Source organism: Labilibaculum manganireducens (assembly GCF_963665805.2).
GTDB lineage: Bacteria > Bacteroidota > Bacteroidia > Bacteroidales > Marinifilaceae > Labilibaculum > Labilibaculum manganireducens.
Genome location: NZ_CAXXEE010000003.1, coordinates 889,997 through 909,037 on the forward strand (window position 1 = coordinate 889,997; position 19,041 = coordinate 909,037).

General features: G+C 37.7%; 18 protein-coding genes. 12 read left to right on the forward strand and 6 right to left on the reverse strand.

Going from position 1 to position 19,041, the window contains the following annotated elements; genetic code table 11:
• Nucleotides 1-41: 41 nt before the first annotated feature.
• The 8 genes from ACHZAX_RS03545 to ACHZAX_RS03580 all read left to right on the forward strand — a co-directional run bounded on the left by ACHZAX_RS03545 (nt 42) and on the right by ACHZAX_RS03580 (nt 9,639).
• A complete protein-coding gene (locus tag ACHZAX_RS03545; RefSeq protein WP_320018040.1) occupies nt 42-1,949 on the forward strand; it encodes a RecQ family ATP-dependent DNA helicase in 1,908 nt (635 codons plus the stop codon).
• 99 nt (nt 1,950-2,048) lie between these two features.
• Complete coding sequence (locus tag ACHZAX_RS03550; RefSeq protein ID WP_101310149.1) at nt 2,049-2,678, forward strand: DUF5063 domain-containing protein; 630 nt, start codon at nt 2,049-2,051, stop codon at nt 2,676-2,678.
• Nucleotides 2,679-2,721: 43 nt separating this feature from the next.
• A complete protein-coding gene (locus tag ACHZAX_RS03555) occupies nt 2,722-3,306 on the forward strand; it encodes a 3'-5' exonuclease (RefSeq protein ID WP_101310150.1) in 585 nt (194 codons plus the stop codon).
• A 149-nt stretch (nt 3,307-3,455) separates the two neighbouring features.
• Nucleotides 3,456-4,643 carry a class I SAM-dependent rRNA methyltransferase gene (locus ACHZAX_RS03560; protein ID WP_320018041.1) on the forward strand — a complete coding sequence of 396 codons (1,188 nt, stop codon included), beginning with the start codon at nt 3,456-3,458 and terminating at the stop codon, nt 4,641-4,643.
• A gap of 125 nt (nt 4,644-4,768) precedes the next feature.
• Entirely contained in the window at nt 4,769-5,977 is a 1,209-nt protein-coding gene (locus ACHZAX_RS03565; RefSeq protein WP_320018042.1) for a DEAD/DEAH box helicase, read from the forward strand.
• A 19-nt stretch (nt 5,978-5,996) separates the two neighbouring features.
• A complete protein-coding gene (locus ACHZAX_RS03570; protein WP_320018043.1) occupies nt 5,997-7,199 on the forward strand; it encodes a protoporphyrinogen/coproporphyrinogen oxidase in 1,203 nt (400 codons plus the stop codon).
• A 27-nt stretch (nt 7,200-7,226) separates the two neighbouring features.
• Nucleotides 7,227-9,359: a Tex family protein gene (locus ACHZAX_RS03575; protein WP_320018044.1), complete on the forward strand. Its 2,133-nt coding sequence runs from the start codon at nt 7,227-7,229 to the stop codon at nt 9,357-9,359.
• Nucleotides 9,360-9,402: 43 nt separating this feature from the next.
• Nucleotides 9,403-9,639, forward strand: coding sequence for a hypothetical protein (locus ACHZAX_RS03580; RefSeq protein ID WP_320018045.1), 237 nt, complete (start codon nt 9,403-9,405; stop codon nt 9,637-9,639).
• 315 nt (nt 9,640-9,954) lie between these two features.
• Here ACHZAX_RS03580 and ACHZAX_RS03585 read toward each other — a convergent pair whose 3' ends face one another.
• The 6 genes from ACHZAX_RS03585 to ACHZAX_RS03610 all read right to left on the reverse strand — a co-directional run bounded on the left by ACHZAX_RS03585 (nt 9,955) and on the right by ACHZAX_RS03610 (nt 16,436).
• The gene (locus ACHZAX_RS03585) at nt 9,955-10,680 is read right to left on the reverse strand and encodes a head GIN domain-containing protein (RefSeq protein WP_101310158.1); all 726 of its coding nucleotides are present in this window, start codon (nt 10,678-10,680) and stop codon (nt 9,955-9,957) included.
• A 193-nt stretch (nt 10,681-10,873) separates the two neighbouring features.
• Complete coding sequence (cobA, locus tag ACHZAX_RS03590; RefSeq protein WP_320018046.1) at nt 10,874-11,692, reverse strand: uroporphyrinogen-III C-methyltransferase; 819 nt, start codon at nt 11,690-11,692, stop codon at nt 10,874-10,876.
• Between the two features lie 408 nt (nt 11,693-12,100).
• A complete protein-coding gene (locus ACHZAX_RS03595; RefSeq protein WP_320018047.1) occupies nt 12,101-13,804 on the reverse strand; it encodes an NADPH-dependent assimilatory sulfite reductase hemoprotein subunit in 1,704 nt (567 codons plus the stop codon).
• 98 nt (nt 13,805-13,902) lie between these two features.
• The gene (locus ACHZAX_RS03600; RefSeq protein ID WP_320018048.1) at nt 13,903-15,678 is read right to left on the reverse strand and encodes an assimilatory sulfite reductase (NADPH) flavoprotein subunit; all 1,776 of its coding nucleotides are present in this window, start codon (nt 15,676-15,678) and stop codon (nt 13,903-13,905) included.
• Nucleotides 15,679-15,711: 33 nt separating this feature from the next.
• Nucleotides 15,712-16,194, reverse strand: coding sequence for a precorrin-2 dehydrogenase/sirohydrochlorin ferrochelatase family protein (locus ACHZAX_RS03605; protein WP_101310162.1), 483 nt, complete (start codon nt 16,192-16,194; stop codon nt 15,712-15,714).
• An 11-nt stretch (nt 16,195-16,205) separates the two neighbouring features.
• Nucleotides 16,206-16,436: a DUF2061 domain-containing protein gene (locus ACHZAX_RS03610; RefSeq protein WP_101310171.1), complete on the reverse strand. Its 231-nt coding sequence runs from the start codon at nt 16,434-16,436 to the stop codon at nt 16,206-16,208.
• A gap of 754 nt (nt 16,437-17,190) precedes the next feature.
• Between ACHZAX_RS03610 and ACHZAX_RS03615 the strand changes: the two genes are divergently transcribed.
• The 4 genes from ACHZAX_RS03615 to ACHZAX_RS03630 all read left to right on the forward strand — a co-directional run bounded on the left by ACHZAX_RS03615 (nt 17,191) and on the right by ACHZAX_RS03630 (nt 18,968).
• Entirely contained in the window at nt 17,191-17,409 is a 219-nt protein-coding gene (locus ACHZAX_RS03615) for a hypothetical protein (RefSeq protein WP_143470902.1), read from the forward strand.
• 107 nt (nt 17,410-17,516) lie between these two features.
• Nucleotides 17,517-17,771, forward strand: a complete 255-nt coding sequence (locus ACHZAX_RS03620; protein WP_101310164.1) for a hypothetical protein — start codon at nt 17,517-17,519, stop codon at nt 17,769-17,771.
• Nucleotides 17,772-17,792: 21 nt separating this feature from the next.
• Nucleotides 17,793-17,981, forward strand: coding sequence for a PspC domain-containing protein (locus ACHZAX_RS03625; RefSeq protein ID WP_101310165.1), 189 nt, complete (start codon nt 17,793-17,795; stop codon nt 17,979-17,981).
• 273 nt (nt 17,982-18,254) lie between these two features.
• Nucleotides 18,255-18,968, forward strand: coding sequence for a hypothetical protein (locus ACHZAX_RS03630; protein WP_101311419.1), 714 nt, complete (start codon nt 18,255-18,257; stop codon nt 18,966-18,968).
• The last annotated feature ends 73 nt before the right edge of the window (nt 18,969-19,041 follow it).

Sequence of the window (19,041 nt, forward strand, 5' to 3'; positions counted from 1 at the left end):
AAATCATGTTTTTTTAATCAAATTACTTGTAATTCAGTTCAATGGATCGTTTTAACGGGATTCTAAAAAAATATTGGGGTTATGTAGGTTTCCGACCTTTGCAGGATGAGATTATTAAATCTGTTGCAGATGGGAAGGATACGCTTGGTTTAATGCCAACAGGAGGAGGGAAGTCATTAACTTTTCAGATTCCGGCATTGGCAATGGAAGGGATATGTCTTGTTGTTTCTCCTCTGGTAGCTCTAATGAAGGATCAGGTGCAAAACCTAAAAGACAAAGGCATTAAGGCTGAACTTCTGTATTCAGGATTGACACATAAAGAAATTGAAATTATTCTGGATAAATGTTTATTCGGAAATATTAAGTTTCTGTATATCTCGCCCGAGCGGATAGGCTCAGATTTATTTCAAATAAAATTAAGACAGATGAATGTTTGTCTGATTGCAGTTGATGAATCGCATTGTATATCGCAATGGGGTTATGATTTTCGGCCTGCTTACTTAAAAATCACACATTTGCGGGAGTTGCTTCCCGAAGTGTCGGTTTTGGCTTTAACAGCCACGGCAACCCCTGATGTAGTTAATGATATTCAGGATAAACTGGGATTTAAGGAGAAGAACGTTTTTCGAAAGAGTTTTGAACGTAAGAATTTAATTTACCTGGTTAGGGAGGTTGAGGATAAAAAGAGATATCTGCTTAAAATATTCAGCAAGCAGAGGGGGAGTTCGGTTGTATATGTTCGAAGCAGAAAAAGGTGTAAGGAATTAGCTGAGTTTTTAAAAACAAACAATATTAGGGCGGAATATTATCACGCCGGCTTATCAAATGAGGTGAAGGATCTCCGTCAGGACAGATGGAAAAGAGGCATTTTTCAGGTTATGGTTGCGACCAATGCTTTCGGAATGGGTATTGATAAAGCCGATGTACGAACCGTAGTTCATATGGATTTGCCGGATTCTCTCGAAGCTTATTTTCAGGAGGCGGGTCGTGCCGGTCGCGATGGGAAAAAAGCCTTTGCTGTATTGCTGTATTCGAAGCCGGACAGAGTGCAATTGTTGAAACGGATTTCTACTTCTTTTCCTGAAAAAGAGACGATTAAAAGAGTGTATCAATCGGTGGGGAACTTTTTGCAGGTTGCCGAGGGGGCTGGAAAGGATGCTGTTTTCGATTTCGATTTAGCTTTGTTTTGCCATAATTTTAAATTTAATGTGCTTCAGGCTTTTAATAGTTTAAAGGTTTTGCAAAGAGCTGGATATTTAGAGCTTACAGATGATTTGGAACACGAATCGAGAATACATTTTCGAATTGAAAGAGATGATTTGTATAAATTTCAGGTGGCCAATAAAGATTTTGATGCGTTTATAAAAGTTCTTCTTCGGTCTTTTACCGGTTTATTTACCGATTTTGTTCCTGTTAATATTGATTTACTGGCAAAACGGATAAAAACTTCCAAGGAGTTGATTATTTCTTATTTAAAAGAATTATCGAAATATAAGGTGATTCAATACATTCCAAGAAAAAAGACACCGTTTATTATTTATACACAGGAACGATTACCGCTCAATTTTATAAAGTTTACGAAAGAAGTTTATCAGGATCGAAAGGAAAATTTATCTCAGAAAATTAATGCAGTAATTAATTACGCTGAAACAACAACCATTTGTCGGTCGAAATATTTGTTGGAGTATTTCGGACAAAAATATGCTCCTGAATGCGGGCAGTGTGATATTTGCAAAGAGGCGGAAGGACATGACTTAAGCAAGGACGAGTTTGCTAAGATTTATAATGAAATTTGCGCCACATTGGGCAAGGAAACTTTATGTGTTGATGAGATTATTAAAGTGTCGAAATACTCAGAAGAATCTGTTTTGGAGGTGATTCGTTTTTTGAAAGACAATGATGAGCTTGAGTCTTTAGATGGCAATTGTGTTCGTTATATCTCCTTTTAACTCTTGTTTTTATTCTTTTATAAGCAGTAGTATATTACTATTCTGCCAAATATTCGTAAAATCTTGTTATTTTTGCATGCTTATAGTATTAGATAGAAGATGAAAGATCAGTTTGACCATATTGTTTATTCAAAAAATGTTATCGAGTTTGTAGCAGTTGCCAATGAGTTTTGTTTGCTGTTGGAAAACTGTGCTAAGATATCAAAGATTGAATTTATTGAAACAGCTCAGAAGTTATTGCCTTTGCTTTACCTAAAGGCATGTTTGCTGCCTAAAAATGAAACAGACTTAGAGGAAGAGATTGAAAAATTTGTTTCTGAGTCCGATTGGGAATTTATTCATTCTTCGGTTCAGTCAAAAATGGGAGCTCACGATCAGTATCTTGAAGTGTTCGAAGAAGATATGGAATATAGTGAAACACCAGTTGTTGCTTCTATATCAGAAAATTTTGCCGATATTTATCAGGATGTAAAAGATTTTCTTACCTCCTACAGAATTGGCACAATGGATGTGATGAATGAGGCATTGTGGGATCTAAATAATAGTTTCTATCAACATTGGGGACAGAATTTAGTAAATTCATTGCGGTCAATTCATAATTTGGTGGCAAAAAACGAAAATCTTGATGAGGAGATTGAAGATTCTGATCGCTCCAAATTAGATAATATCGACTTAAGTAACTCAATCTTTTCGCAGAGGAAAAGAGAATGGGGAGAAGAGGATCAATAGATGGGAAAATAAATTCATGTTTTCCTTAGAAAAAGAGTAATAGATGTTACCATTTCAAAAATCAATTACAAAGGAAGAAGTAAACGAATTGCCATTGCAGGGCTTTGATGGTGAAATTGTTCTGGTCGATCAAGACATGGAATTGGATAATGCTGTTCAGTATTTGAAAAAATTTCCAATTTTGGGATTCGATACAGAAACGCGACCGTCATTTAAAAAAGGAAGAGTCAATGATGTAGCTTTGCTGCAGTTGGCTGCTAATTCCAAGACTTTCCTTTTCAGGATAAATAAAATAGGATTGCCTGAGCAATTGCTTGATCTTCTTGCTGATCCAAAAATCATGAAAGTTGGGGCCGCTATAAAAGATGATATTCGGGGATTGCAAAAATTGAATGATTTTGATGCCAACGGTTTTCTTGAGTTGCAGGAATATGTCTCAAAATTTGGGATTGAAAGTTATTCTCTGAAAAAGCTGTCAGCTATTGTTCTTAATTTCAGAATCTCGAAGCGCCAGCAGGTTTCCAACTGGGAAGCTGAAGAGCTAAGTTTCGGACAATTAAAATATGCAGCTACCGATGCTTGGGTATCCCTTAAAATATTCGAAAAATTAAAGGCTTCAATAGCATAGTAAACAAAGCTTTAATTAAGAGAATTCTTCTTTAGTATCTGTCCTGAATTATAAAAGTTTGAATTATTATTTTTAAAGAGAGAATCGGCGGGGAAAATTATTTTTCCGATTAGATTCCTCTCTGTTCAAAAAGAAAAGAAATTTCCAAAATGATAAATTATCCAAAAGTTATCCTTAAGCAAGGGAAAGAACATTCTATTAAACGATTTCATCCCTGGATTTTTTCGGGAGCGGTAAGCAGAGTGGACGAAGGGCTTGAAGAAGGAGATTTGGTTGCTGTTTATTCGGCAAAAGAAGAGTTTTTAGGGATCGGGCATATAGCCATTGGATCGATTGTGGTAAGAATTATTTCCTTCGAAAAGGTAGAGATCAATCTTGATTTTTGGGTGGGAAAATTCGAATCGGCCTGCAAAATGAGAAAAGCAATTGGTTTGTATGGAACTGCAGATAATAATGTTTGTCGTTTGGTGCATGGTGAGGGAGATGGATTATCTGGATTAATCATCGATTTTTATGCAGGAACTGCTGTGATTCAATGTCATTCGGTTGGGATGTATTTGCATCGCGAAGAAATTGCGAAAGCATTATTAGCCGTTTTGGGTGATGATTTAAAAGCTGTTTACGATAAGTCGGAAGGAACAATTCCTTTTAAATCAGGTATTGAACCAAAAAATGAATATTTGTATGGAAATACAGATTCGTTTGTTGCTTTAGAGAATGGATTAAAATTCAATGTTGATTGGTTAAAAGGACAAAAAACAGGATTCTTTATCGATCAGCGCGAGAACAGAAGCCTTTTGGAGCAATACTCGAAGGGACGATCGGTGCTGAATATGTTTTGCTATACCGGAGGGTTCTCCTTTTATGCAATGCGTGGAGGTGCAGACTTGGTGCATTCTGTAGACAGTTCAGCACGGGCTATTGAGATTACAAAAGAAAATGTGGAATTAAATTTCCCGGGAGATTCCCGTCATGAGGCATTTTCGGAGGATGCATTCAAATATTTGGATCGATCAGCAGGAAAATATGATTTGATTGTATTGGATCCACCCGCTTTTGCCAAACACAAAAATGTGCTCTCGAATGCTTTAAAAGGATATAAACGCTTAAATACAATAGGTTTCGAACAAATAAGGAGTGGTGGAATCCTATTTACTTTTTCCTGTTCGCAGGCGGTAAGTAAGGAGGATTTTCGAAAAGCCATTTTTGCTGCGGCTGCGAGTGCCGGAAGAACAGTACGGATTCTTCATCAGTTAACACAACCTGCAGATCATCCTGTAAATATATACCATCCAGAGGGAGAATACCTAAAAGGACTGGTTTTATATGTAGAGTAGTATAAATATTTTCACAGAGGAATTGGTAACAGAATTATCAGTTTTTTGTATCTTCCCTGTCGCTTGATATTTAGTTGGTTTTCAAATTTGAAAACCCAGTAATCAATAAGTAAATCGAAAAAAAATTGAAGTTTTCTGAATTTAACTTTACACCTGAATTAATGGACGGGCTTGCAGCCATGGGGTTCGAAACTCCTTCTCCTGTTCAGGAACTTGCTATACCGCAAATTATCGATAATAAGGATTTAATTTGTTGTGCACAGACAGGTACCGGAAAAACAGCAGCCTATTTGCTGCCAATAATGGATAAAATACAAAAGAATAAAATTGATGGTTTTAGCACTTTAATTTTAGTGCCGACGCGTGAACTGGCGATGCAAATCGATCAGCAAATGGAAGGTTTTGGCTATTTCGTATCGATTACATCGCTTTCGGTTTATGGAGGTGGAGACTCTTCAGTTTGGGATCAGCAGAAAAAGGGATTAATGGAAGGCGCTGACATTGTAATTGCCACTCCCGGCCGAATGATTTCGCATTTGAGTCTGGGCTATGTAAATACATCTAAATTAAAGCATTTAATTTTAGATGAGGCGGATAGAATGCTCGATATGGGATTCTTTGACGATTTAATGCAAATCATTGGTCATTTGCCAAAAGAGCGTCAGAATTTAATGTTTTCGGCTACCATGCCACCAAAAATTCGCGAATTAGCGAATACAATGATGAATAATCCTGAGAGCATCAATATTGCCATTTCGAAACCGGCCGAAGGAGTTTTGCAAGCGGCATACATGCTTTATCCTGAGCAAAAAATACCTTTGATAAATCATTTGTTAAGAGACAAGGATATTAAGAGTATTATTATTTTTTCTGCTACAAAGTTGAATGTAAAAGCAATTACCAAAGATCTAATAAGGCATAAGTTTAAAGCCGCAGGGATTCAATCTGATTTGGAGCAAAAGGAGCGGGAAGATGTTCTTCGTGATTTCAAAAACAGAAAGTATCAGATTTTGGTGGCCACAGATATAATTGCCCGGGGAATCGATATCGATTCAATCGACTTGGTGATTAATTTTGATGTGCCTCATGACGCGGAAGATTATGTGCATAGAGTTGGCCGGACAGCGAGAGCTGAAACCGAAGGTGTTGCAATTACATTAATTACGCCCAAAGATCAAAACGATTTTAAAAAGATTGAAGATTTGATTGAATCCTCAGTTTATAAAATTCCTGTGCCCGAAGAATTAGGAGAAGCTCCTGAGTACAATCCAAAGTCATATAGTGGAGGCGGGAAGAAGAAATTTTTCAAGAAAAAGAATTTCAAAAAGAAATAAACGTAAACGAACCCAAATCATGAACCATTCTAAAGTATATGACATGATTGTTGTAGGCGCCGGTATCAGCGGATTAAGCCTCGCCTGTCAAGTTGCCAAAAAAGGAAAACAAGTTCTTGTATTAGAAGGTGATAATAGAATTGGCGGTTGTTTAAATACTTACTACCACGATGAAAATGATTTTTGGGTGGAAATGGGAGCACATACTTTTTATGCTTCCTATACAAACCTGATTGCGTTGATTCAGTCTTCAGGTTTGGAATCAAGTATTGAGCCTAGAGCCAAGGTGGGAATGAAGGTTTTTACCGACCGGCACGAGAAAATCATGTCGGGGGTAAGTAAATGGGAATTGTTAACATCAGTGCCAAAATTGTTTTTTTCGAAACGAGATGGCAAAACGGTGAAGGAATATTTTGGGAATATTGTTGGTAAAAAGAATTACGACAAGGTTTTTAACCGCATGTTTAGTGCAGTAATTGTTCAGAATGCTGATGACTTTTCTGCAGAATTTTTCCTGAAACGAAGGAAAACAAAAAGTAAAGAGCATCCTAAAAGCTTTATCCTGAAAAAGGGAATGCAGAGTTTTATGAATGCTTTGGCCGAAACAGAAAATATTACTTTGCTTACAGGGCAAAAAGTGGTTTCGGTTCAAAAAAAGAATGAAGTAAGTGTTACAACAGAATCAGGAGAAGAGTTCAACGCAAAAGACATTGCTTTTGCTGTAACTCCATCGGTTGCCGGAGGTTTACTTGCTGAGATTAATTCCGATTTGGCTGCTAAGCTGAAAGAATATACTACCAAAAATATTTTATCGAGAACCGTTGTCCTGCCAAAGGAAAAATTGTCTTTCGATCCGGTTTCTTTTATTATTCCCTTGCAAGGGTCTTGTCTTTCGATGGTGACAAGAGATGTAATGGAGCACAAAGAATCAAGAGGGTTTGCTTTCCATTTCGAGGAGAATAGTATTGTGAAAGAAGAGCAGGAAGCTTTAATGGCTAAAATACTGGGGGTGGATGCATCAGATTTGGGTGAGACAATTGTGGCAAATCACAGGTTGCCGGTTTTGGATTTGGGACATAAAGAAAGAATTCAGGAGATTCAGAAATTGGCAGAACAGGCAGGAGTTTATTTGACCGGCAATTATTTTAACGGACTTTCGTTAGAAGATTGTGTAGAGCGTTCGCGGCATGAATGTGAACGGTACATGAAAAATAACAGCTAAAAATACAGTCTTATTATCAAAAATAACATGACGCAAAAATACATAGATCATATAAAGAAAAGCTTGCAGTTGCAGGCTTTTCAGGTTGAAAATACCTTGCAGCTATTGAGCGAAGGTGCCACTTTGCCATTTATTTCCCGTTATAGAAAAGAGATGACGGGTAGTTTGGATGAAGTGCAGATTGGCAATATAAAAGACGAAATTGCCCGTTTAACGGAGCTGGATAAACGTCGCGAAAGCATTCTTGATTCCATTGAGAAACAGGATAAGCTCACCGATGAGTTGAAGCAGCGCATTATGGATTGTGGTGAGCTAAATAAGTTGGAAGATTTGTACCTGCCCTACAAGCAAAAGAGGAAAACCAAGGCGGTAAAGGCCAGGGAAAAGGGACTGGAACCCTTGGCAAAAATCTTAATGAAGCAGGAAGAACGTGATGTGGAAAGCAGAGCATCGCAGTTTTTGACGGATGAAGTGCCAAATACCGATGAAGCTTTGCAGGGGGCACGGGATATTATTGCCGAGTGGGTAAACGAAAATGAAGTGGCCAGAAATTCGGTGCGAAGTATATTTCAGCGTCAGGCGGTAATTCGTTCTAAAGTAGTAAAAGGAAAAGAGAAAGAAGGCGAGAAATTTAAAGATTATTTTGAGTCGGAAGAGCCTTTAAAAAGAGTAGCCTCGCATAGAATACTGGCTTTGCGAAGAGGCGAGGCTGAAGGCGTTTTGCGTGTGAGTATTGCTCCCGATGAGGAGGAAGTAATGGATCGGTTGAACCGGCTTTTTGTGAAAGGAAATACTGCAGCTTCCCAGCAGGTAGAACTTGCAGTAAAAGATGCCTACAAAAGATTGTTGGGATCATCATTGGAAACAGAATTTGCAAATGCTTCGAAAGAAGCTGCCGATAAAGAAGCCATTCGGGTGTTTTCAGAGAATCTAAGACAGTTGCTTCTATCATCTCCACTGGGACAAAAACGTGTTTTGGCTTTAGATCCGGGTTACCGAAGTGGATGTAAAGTGGTTTGTTTGGATGCGCAGGGAAATTTGCTGCACAACGAAACTATTTATCCGCATCCGCCGCAAAATCAGGGAAGTATGGCGGCTAAAAAGCTGACCAACATGGTCGAGACTTATAATATTCAGGCCATTGCTATTGGTAACGGAACTGCCAGCAGGGAAACAGAACGTTTTGTAACCAATCTTCATTACGATCGAAAAGTGCAGGTTTTTGTAGTGAGCGAGGCCGGAGCTTCTATTTACTCGGCATCGAAAGTAGCCCGCGAAGAGTTTCCCGAATATGATGTTACCGTGCGTGGTGCAGTTTCCATTGGCCGCCGGTTAATGGATCCTTTGGCCGAGTTGGTGAAAATTGAAGCCAAATCGATCGGTGTTGGCCAGTACCAGCACGATGTAGATCAGAATTTATTGCAGCAAAGCCTCGATCAGGTGGTAGAATCCTGTGTAAACAAGGTGGGTGTTAATTTGAACACGGCCAGTAAGCATTTGCTCAACTACGTGTCGGGTTTAGGTCCGCAATTGGCTCAAAATATTGTTGATTACCGTGCCGAAAACGGAGCTTTCAATACCCGCAAAGAGATATCCAAAGTGAAACGAATGGGTGCAAAAGCATTCGAGCAATGTGCAGGTTTCCTTCGGATTCCCAATTCGGATAATCCATTGGATAACTCTGCCGTGCATCCCGAATCGTATGGCATTGTAAAACAAATGGCGAAGGATTTAAAGTGTTCGGTGGCCGATTTAATTGCCGATCAGGAATTGCGAAAGCAAATCGACTTGAATAAATATGCTAGCGACGAGGTCGGATTGCCTACCCTGAAAGATATTAGGGAGGAATTGGAAAAGCCGGGTCGCGATCCGCGAACCATTATTAAGGTGTTCCAGTTTAAAGAAGGAATTTATAAGGTAGAGCAGTTGGAAGTGGGCATGGAGTTGCCGGGAATTGTAACCAATATCACCAATTTTGGCGCTTTTGTTGATGTGGGCGTGAAACAGGATGGTTTGGTTCATATCTCGCAGCTGGCAAACCGGTTTGTGTCAAATCCGGCTGATGTGGTTCAATTGCATCAGCACGTAAACGTGAAAGTAACCGAGGTTGATGTTGCCCGAAAAAGAATTCAATTATCAATGAAAGATTGCGAGCAGTAAATTTTTTTCTATCACTTTTATAAAATCAGAAAAAAGAGAAATTATGGAATTTAACGATCAGGAAGTAATTGTTGATTGCCCGCATTGCAAGGGCGAAATTATTGTTAATATATTGGAGATTACCAATCATAAAACAGTAAGCTGTCCAAAGTGTTTGGGTAAAGTCGATTTAGCAGCAAACGATCCTTCTGCAAAATTGGGAGTTCCCAAAACTTATATGCCGTTCGAAGGTTTGGGTGACTATCTGAAACAGGTAGAGGAGAAGAAAAAGAAGAAATAATTCATAAACCTCTGTGTCCCTCAGTGCTCTCTGTGGTAGAAAAGATGGTAGTTTGGAAAAAAAACAGGAAGAAATTTCGACCGCAGAGTACACGGAGTATCACAGAGAAAAAAAACGATTTCCTATCTCAATCTGGTGTTTCCTCTCTGATAAGTTTAAATTAAAATTGCACAATCCCTCAGTGTTCCTTAGTGTACTCTGTTGTAGAAAAAAATAAAAATAAATTTTGACTACAGAGTACACAAAGTATCACAGAGAAAAAAGGGGTGAGAATTGAAAGAGGCATTCCCGAATAGAAAATGCCTCTTTGTTGCTCTAACGACGATTAACATCTCCACCGCTTGAGTCACTTACGTTTATTTTTGCAGGATTTCCATAGTAGTTAACATCACCACCGGAACTTGCACTGGCCTCAATTTCTTCTTCTGCATAAACGCTTACATCACCACCACTTGATGCTTTTGCCTTACAAACTTTTGCGATTAATTCTTTCGCCTTAAGGTCGCTGCCACTGCTTGCTTTACCAGCAAAGAAATCAGCTTTTCCTCTTAGTGTAGCATCGGCACCAGAGCTAACACTGCAGCTTAATTCTTTAGCATTTAATTCCATTTTGGCATCGGCACCACTGCTTACCGAAATATCTAATTTTTCTGCGTTTATCATGTTTCTGGTTTCGAAATCGGCACCGCTTGAAACGTGTATTTCGGTAACATTTACCAGAGTAAGGTAAATATCCATTTTAGTCGCCCTGCGGATATTACCATCTACTTTAAGAATCAGTTCGTTTCCTTTTACACGGGTAATAATGTATTCCATAAGGTTTTCGTCAGCTTCAACACGTAAAGATTCTTTGTCGCCCTGAATCACATATACGTTCAATCCACTACTTGCCGAAATTGCAGAGAATGATCCAATTTCACGATCTTGAGTCTGAACATTGCCGTTCCCTTTTTCGCCCCAAAATTGAGCATTTGTATTTCCTGTAAACAGGAAAGTAAGACCTACAATTAGAAAGGAGGCCTTTTGGATAAATTTTTTCATAGGTATTGTGTTTTAAGTGAAAATGTTAATCAGTATATAGGACGCCGTGAACTCGAATTAAGTTACAGCCTAAATAAAAAAAGCAGAAATTCATAAGAAAGTCTGCTTTTTATATTTTGAAGAAAAGACGAGTAAATTGAATGGAGTGTTGCACAGAATCTATTTGTTCTGCTCTGTATATTCATCTGAATTTTTAAAACAGGTTTAAAAATGGTTGTCTGATAAAGTTTCTAATTCTACTCGAAACGGCCACTTTGCCTCTTAAACTGACTTTTCGGTTTTCAGGAATTTGAGTGTGATTTCCCAATACAATTACTGCTGGTGAAGCCGGCAATTCGCTGTTTTTTATTTGGCTGAAAAACTTTGTGTTCCCGCTTATCACATCACTGTCTGTATAGCTAACCTTCGATACTACATTGATATTGGTTTCCTTCGATAATTTTTTATGAAGCTCATCAGCCATGTCTTTTAAATGTTCCAAGCCCATGTAAATAACAACGGTATCGTTATTTTCAATTTCCCTTATAATTTCGTTTAAAGCACTTTTTTCACCACCAACTTTTACGGCAGAATGAAAATGGATGCCCGATGATTTCCCTCTTTCAGTAAGGGGAATCCAAAATTCACTGGAGGCGGCCATAGCAGCGCTGATTCCGGGAATCAGTTCAAACTCTAAACCCGCTTCCAGCAGGAAACGAATTTCCTCAACTCCTCTGCCATAAACCATTGGGTCGCCCGATTTCAATCTCACTACCTCACTGCCCAGCAAGTAATACATCAGCATCTGATCATGAATATATTCTTGTCTGCTTACCGGATTTTTACCATCGCCTGATCGCTTCCCTACATCAATAAGAATCGCTTTATTGGGAAACAGAGCCCGCACTTCATCGGTAATTAACGCATCGTATAAAATAACATCTGCATTCTGAATGCTACGTAAAGCTTTTATTGTGAGCAGATCGGCAGCACCAGGTCCGGCACCAACAATCCATATTTTTCCATTTTTCATATGTTTATAATTTTAAGTTTTTGTCATATAGCCTGTCCCGAACTTGTTTCGGGAGAACTTACCATGCCGGGAATAATCATCTCCCTGTGTGTCAAAAAATGTTTTGGCATGGACGTTTCATATTCAAATACATTTTTAACCACAAAGAGCCCGAAGTACAGTACAAAGTATCACTAAGAAATAATGAGACAATTTGTTGTAATGTAATTTTATTTTTCTCACCCCTAAATCCCCTAAAGGGGACTTTGATTTACAGCTCTTGGTTTCGTTTACTAATTTTGATCCTTCTCTTAGTTTCAAGAATTAAATGGAACTTCCTTAAATTTATGTAATGACTAAAAGTCCCCTTCATGGGATTTAGGGGTTTCTAGTCTTTCGACCTTTCAAGACCTATCGACTTTCCTATGTTTAATGCTTAAAATCTCTTGGATTCACAATTTCGGCAACATATTGTTTGCGGATCACAAAATCACCAAATTCTTCACCTTTTGTTCTGTTTTCGGAATAATCTTTAAGAATCGGACGAAGCTCATTCAGTATTTCTACCTCGTCCACATTTTCGCGATACAAGTTATTCAGGCGTGTTCCCTTAAAATTGCCACCCAAATAGAAATTGTACCTTCCAGGAGCTTTTCCGATAAAGCCTATTTCGGCTACGTAAGGTCTTCCACAACCATTGGCACAACCTGTCATTCGAATCACAATTTCATCCTTGGTTAAGCCAAATTCCTGAAGGCTGTCATCAATTTTATCGATTAAGAAAGGAAGATATCTTTCTGCTTCAGCAAAAGCCAGACTACAGGTGTTTAAGGCTACACAAGCAATGGAATTGGCTCTTGTCCCGGAAATTGCCTGAGGCAAAAGCTGGTGTTTTTTCAAAATCTGATTGATTTTAGCCTTATTTTCTTCCTCAATCTTGCCTAGAATCAGGTTTTGATTTCCTGTGAGGCGAAAATCAGAAATGTTTAGCTTTGCAATTTCCTGCAATGCCGATTTTATTTTGATATGATCAACATCCTTCACTCTTCCGCCTTCAATAAAAAGACCTAAATACCAAAGGCCATCTTTGGCTTTTTGCCATCCGAATTTATCGCCGTTGCGTACTAAAGCATAGCTTTTTTCAGGCTCTAATGAATAACCAAGCTTTTCATTCAGTAGTTCTTTAAATGTATCAACCCCAATTCTGTCGATGGTGTATTTTAAACGGGCATTCTTTCTCACTTTTCTATTTCCCAGCTCCTTTTGCAAGAGCACTACTTTCTCAGCAACATCCACAGTGTTCTCTACCGAGGTAAACCCTAAAACATTTCCCAATCGGGGATAGGTTTCCGCATCGCCAAAAGTTGTTCCCATTCCACCGCCGACAACAATGTTGAATCCTTCCAGAATACCATTGTTTTCTATGGCAATAAATCCCAAATCCTGAGTGAAAATATCTGTATCGTTAAAAGGAGGAGTGGTAAATCCAATTTTGAACTTTCGTGGCAGATAAACCGGTCCGTATAAAGGTTCTACTTCGCCGGCACTTCCTTCTGCCACTTTCTTTTGGTCGAGCCAGATTTCGTAATAGGCAGGAGTTCTGGGCGTTAAATGATCGCTCACCTTGCCAGCTAATTTCTGTACCTGATCGAAAACTTCCGATGCATACGGATGAGGACTGGCCATAACATTTCGGTTCACATCACCACAGGCTGCAATGGTATCGAGTAATGCCTTGTTTATGGATTGGATACTTGGCTTTAGGTTTCCTTTTAAAACACCATGAAACTGAAATGCCTGTCGGGTAGTTAATTTGATGGTTCCGTTGGCATATTTATCTGATATTTGATCGATTTGCAGCCATTGCTTTGCATTTACAACACCGCCAGGAACTCTCACCCGAATTAAAAAGGAGTAATCCGGTTCCAGTTTGGTTTTCTTTCTTTCCCGTTCATTATCACGGTCGAATTGCTGGTAAATACCATGAAATTTAGAGACTTGTCTGTCATCAAGAGCAATGGCTCCTGTAATTGGATCGGCAAGACTTGCCTCCAGTGTTCCGCGCAAATAGTTGCTTTCGGTTTTTATTTTTTCGACTTCGGACAATTCTGCCCAGTTGATATTATCTGACATAGGTTTTTTGAATTAAAACCTGACAGAGTCGTACGACGCTGTCAGCGTTTGGTTGGTTAAGACGCAGACAGGTTTTTCAAACTCTGTCAGGTCTCTGTTTAGTAAACATCAAGCAACAATCGCTTTTCTTTTTTCAGCTTTTTTAGATATTCTTCAGCTTTTTCAGAAGTTATTCCACCTTCGTTCTGAATGATTTCCAGTAAGCTTGTCTGAACATCTTTGGCCATGTATTTTTTGTCTCCACAGATGTAAAAATGAGCACCGTTTTCGAGCCATTGAAATACTTCTTTCCCATTTTCCTTCAGTCGGTGCTGCACGTAAGCTTTTTCTTCCTGATCTCTTGAAAAGGCAACATCTAATTTTTGAAGTATTCCTTTTTTAAGGAATTTCTGCCACTCAAGTTGATATAAAAAGTCTTTTTTGAACCGTTGATTTCCAAAGAATAACCAGCTTTTTCCTTTTGCCTTATTTTGTTCCCGCTCCTGCAAAAAGCTTCGGTAAGGAGCCACACCGGTTCCTGCGCCAACCATAATCAGTGGTTTGTTTTCATCATCCGGCAAACGGAACGACTCATTTTTATCAATGTAAATGGGCAAATGATCGCCTACATTAACTTCGTCGGTGATGTAACTGGAACAAGCACCGTTTCTGTCGCGTTTCTTACGATTGTATCTTACCGAAGCAATGGTAATGTGAACTTCCTCAGGATTCGCTCTCGGACCTGAAGAGATAGAGTAGAGGCGTGCATATAAAACCCGAAGAGTAGATAAAAATTGGTCACTGGTAATTTCTCCCGGGTAATCTTCCAATAAGTCATATGCATCAGCTCCGTGAAGATAGTTTTCCAACTCATCCTCATTATTCAATAGCAGTTCAAGATCCTTATTCTGAGTTATGGCTTTGTACTTTTCAAGCACTTCGCGGTTCAAAACAGTTATTTCCAATTTGTTTTGTAAGGCCCGAAATAAACTGATTTCTTTCTCATCAATTGTAACTATTCGTTCCGGATCATCTTCCAATTTGTCAATTATCAAGTCCACCAAATCAATAGGATTGTTGGGCAAAATACCAATACTGTCTCCCGCTGTATATTCAATGCCCGAATTTTCCAATGAAATTTCAACATGGTAAATTTCTTTTTCAGAATCAGTCGTTGTGATTCTCACTTTTTCCAAAACTTCGGCATAGTATGGATTGGCGCGGTTAAATTTCTTCTTAGGCACAGAAGCGCTTGCAGATTGGGTTGAAGCAATAACTTCCGGCACCAAGCTCTTCAATTCACCAGTCACTTTTTCGATCCATTGTTCTGCGACTTCTTCGTAAGCAACATCACTGGTTTGGACCGGCAAAATTGCCTGCGCACCTAATTTTGTGAAAGCTAGATCGAAATCAATTCCTGTCTGACAATACTTCTTGTAGGTTTTGTCACCCAAAGCAAGTACCGCATATTTGGTATCGGGTAGTTTTGGTGCCCTTTTGCCATGCACATATTCGTACAAATCTTCAGCCTGAATAGGAGCTTCACCTTCACCATGCGTACTTACGATCAGGAAAAGGTATTTTTCCTTTTTCAAATCATTTTTCGTGTAAAAGTCAAGGCCTTGTATCTTCGCATCGAAGCCCAGTGCTAAAACTCTATCGTGAAGATCCATAGCTATTTCCTTGCTGTGTCCGGTATGAGTACCAAATAAAATAGTGATACTTTCGGAAGATTCTTGACTGGAAATTACCGAAACATCAATTGCATTCTCTTTTCCATTAATAATCCCCGATAGGTATCCATTTACCCAAACCAATTGCTCGGCAGATAAATTTTGAATCAGCTGATTTAGCTGAGATAATTGTTCTTGATTGATTTGAAATTCTTTTCCCATGTTCTTTCAGTTATAGAAAATGTTATGCCGCTATTAGTTAGCAATTAGTTGTTTTTGAAGCTGGTAATTTTCAAAGTAATCTTTCAGTTGATTTCTCATGCGAATCGATTCGTAAACATCTTCACCATTTGAACTTACAGCAACACTAATGTTTGAATGTTTGTAAATGGCGGGGGAAACGAACTCACAAAAATCTGGTTGATCGTGCACATTTAGTAATACCCCGGCTTCTTTTGTGTCTCGCATTAATTGTCTTACAAAAGCAGGATCTTCAACACAACTGTATATTAGGAAATAATCTTTTAGCACTTCCTTGCTGTATTGTTTCTCGTGATAAACGACACCTGAATTTTTAATCCAGCTAATGATTTGAGGAGCGATTACCTCGATTAAATTTGTGCTTCGTTGTAATATTTTCAGCTTTTTATAAGCATCTTCATCGCCTCCAATAATTAGTATTTTTTTATCCGTTATATCTAAGGCTATTGGTAAAAATTGTTTTTTCTGTTTCGACATGATTGCTCTTTTTAAATGTGATAATCAATGGGATGTTCTTTTTCTTTTCCTAATTGGATTTTATTCCATGTTCTTTCATGGATAAAATAGAGTCCCATTTTTGTAAACAACTCAACCCCTCCAATCGACATGGCCCATTTTAAATCTCCAATCACTAAATAGGAGATTAAGATGGTATCAATGGTTCCAATCGTTCTCCACGAAATGGTTTTTAGTACACTTCGGTATGTTTTTTCCTTCATTTTAATCGACTTACAAGAATAAAAAAAGTCTTTCTGCGCAGCAGAAAGACTCGATATGTAATGTTCATTTAGGTACATAACGAATTCTGCTAGGGTGGATTCCATAACATACACATACAACAACATGTTGCTGCATTGGTTCTGTTTGTTGTATGATTTGAATTTATATTCATCCTTGTGCGAAAAATATATTCTTGAACTGATTAAGTCTGTTGTTGAGATCATTTTGTCGAATAAAAAAAGCCTTTTTGCTGTTGCAAAAAGGCTCTTGAGAATATTCTGATATCTAATTCGTCAATTTAAGCTGTTCCTTTTTGCATAACAATACTTTCCATACACATACAACATGTTGTACACATAGATAAAGACATTTTGTTATTTTGAAGAAATTGACTCATTGCTAAATTGGATATTTTGATCTGTTTATCGGATACAAGTTTAGGAAGATATATTGAGGATTCCAACAAAGAGATAATAAAAAAGACTGTTTTGTCTTCTTTATTATTTAAAAGAAACGTTTGCATGAAGAATAGTATTTATTGTCAATTGGACTTTTAATCAGTTTGTTACGCTTGTTTTTGTTGAGGGAGTAATTTAAACTGTATTTTTTAAGAAAACAACATATTTAAGATCGGAAGAAAAAAATAAGATTTATTTTACATTAAATTATTCATTTAGTAGTTCTGTCACAGTAAACTTGTTGAATGAATATTCAATTATGACGAGAAAAAACAGAATTATAAGCTTTCATAAGATGAAGCAGGAAGTTGTACATCTGATTCATGAAAAATATCCTTTTGGTTACGATGATGAGATTAAGTTTTACAATTTAGGAGCCGGAAAAAGTTTTTATGCTTTTAATTTTATAACGGAAGAGTACAATTATTTGGTTAAAGTCGATATGAATGTTGATTTTTTTGTGGAGGAAGTTGAGTTTGAAGAAGCTAAAAATGAGGAAACTGATTCATATTAAGTTTACTTGGGAAATAAAAAAACAGAATTAATAAATAGTTAAGTCTATTTTGTTGCTTGGAGTTCAATCTCTTCCTATATTTACATCACGAAATTAAATCAAAAATTATGCTCCCAAAGTTTTTATTAGCAGACAATTCACAAGAGTTACCAGACACTCTTTTTATCGTTCACACACGTTCGCCAAAGTGTATTATCGAATGTGATGTTGAGGATTTCAATTCTAACCAAACTGTTTATTGGCTGGAGAAAACCCCGGAAGATCAAAATCTGATTGAAGATTTGATGGATGAGGCTGAAACCTTCTATAATGATGAGTTAGAGAATCAGGAAGATCTTTATGATGAAGAGTTTGATGACTAATTAATTTGTAAAACAAAGATCATGAGTAAGAAATTGAAACGATCATCGGATAAGATGATTGCAGGTGTTTGCGCAGGTATTGCAGAATATTTAGGATGGGAAATTAGTCTTGTTCGGGTAGCTTATGTGCTGCTCTCAATATTTAGTGCAGGATTTCCAGGTCTGTTGGTTTACATTATTCTTTGGTTCGTATTGCCTGAAAATAATTAAAGAATACATTGTTAGTATATACAAGGGGAAGAGCGAAGCTTTTCCCTTTTTTTTATGTGTAAATCCGCGCAGTTTATCGGGGATAATAGTGGACAATTTGCTGTGTTTAATAACAGTTGACATAGGAGATATTTATCATGATTTCCGTTTTCTATTTCTTCTATTTTTGCACCGATTTTAAACAAGCAGGAGGGAATACAGACTAAAATAAAATTCTATTTTAAAATGCAATCTCTTTTTATACTAACAACAACACCTTAATTTTTTTTACTGATGAAGTTTTTTAAATCTATCGTATTGATAGGATTAGTACTTATCTGCGGGGGAGTAAAAGCAGACAATTTACCATCTAAAACCAGAGTGAATAGTAGTATTGATTTGGTTAGCCGTCATTTGTGGCGGGGGTTTAACAGTGGCACAGCACCAACTATCGAACCTACTTTAGAATTCCAAACCGGCAAGTTCACTGCAGGTGCCTGGGGGGCATATTCTTTCGATGAAAGTTATCAGGAAATCGATTTGTATCTGCAGTACAACACACCATTGTTTCAATTTAGTTTATACGATTTTTATTGTCCGGCTCCTGACTTTTCAAATTCAAAGTTTTTCGATTTTGACAGTAACGAAAGTGTTCACTTATTTGATGTTTCGGCAAAGTATAAAGGCTGTGCTAAATTTCCAATTTCGATTATGACTTCCGTATTATTTTATGGTGAAATGGATCGTGATGAAAACAATGATCAACGTTATTCAACCTATTTTGAATTTGGATATTCAAATTTTATTGGAGGAAAGAAATTCTCATGGGCTTTAGGTCTTACACCTTTTAAAGGGATGTATGATGACAAAATGAATGTCGTTAATGTGAACATGACCATGTACGATAAAATTAAATTCAGCGATCAGTTTTCTTTACCTGTAAGGGGTGGTCTTACTTTGAATCCTGTTACTGAAAAACTATTTTTGACATTTGCGGTTACGCTGTAATTTTAGAATTTACATATTTGAAAAAGAGGCTGATTATTACAGCCTTTTTTTATGCTATCTGCCCGACAATTAT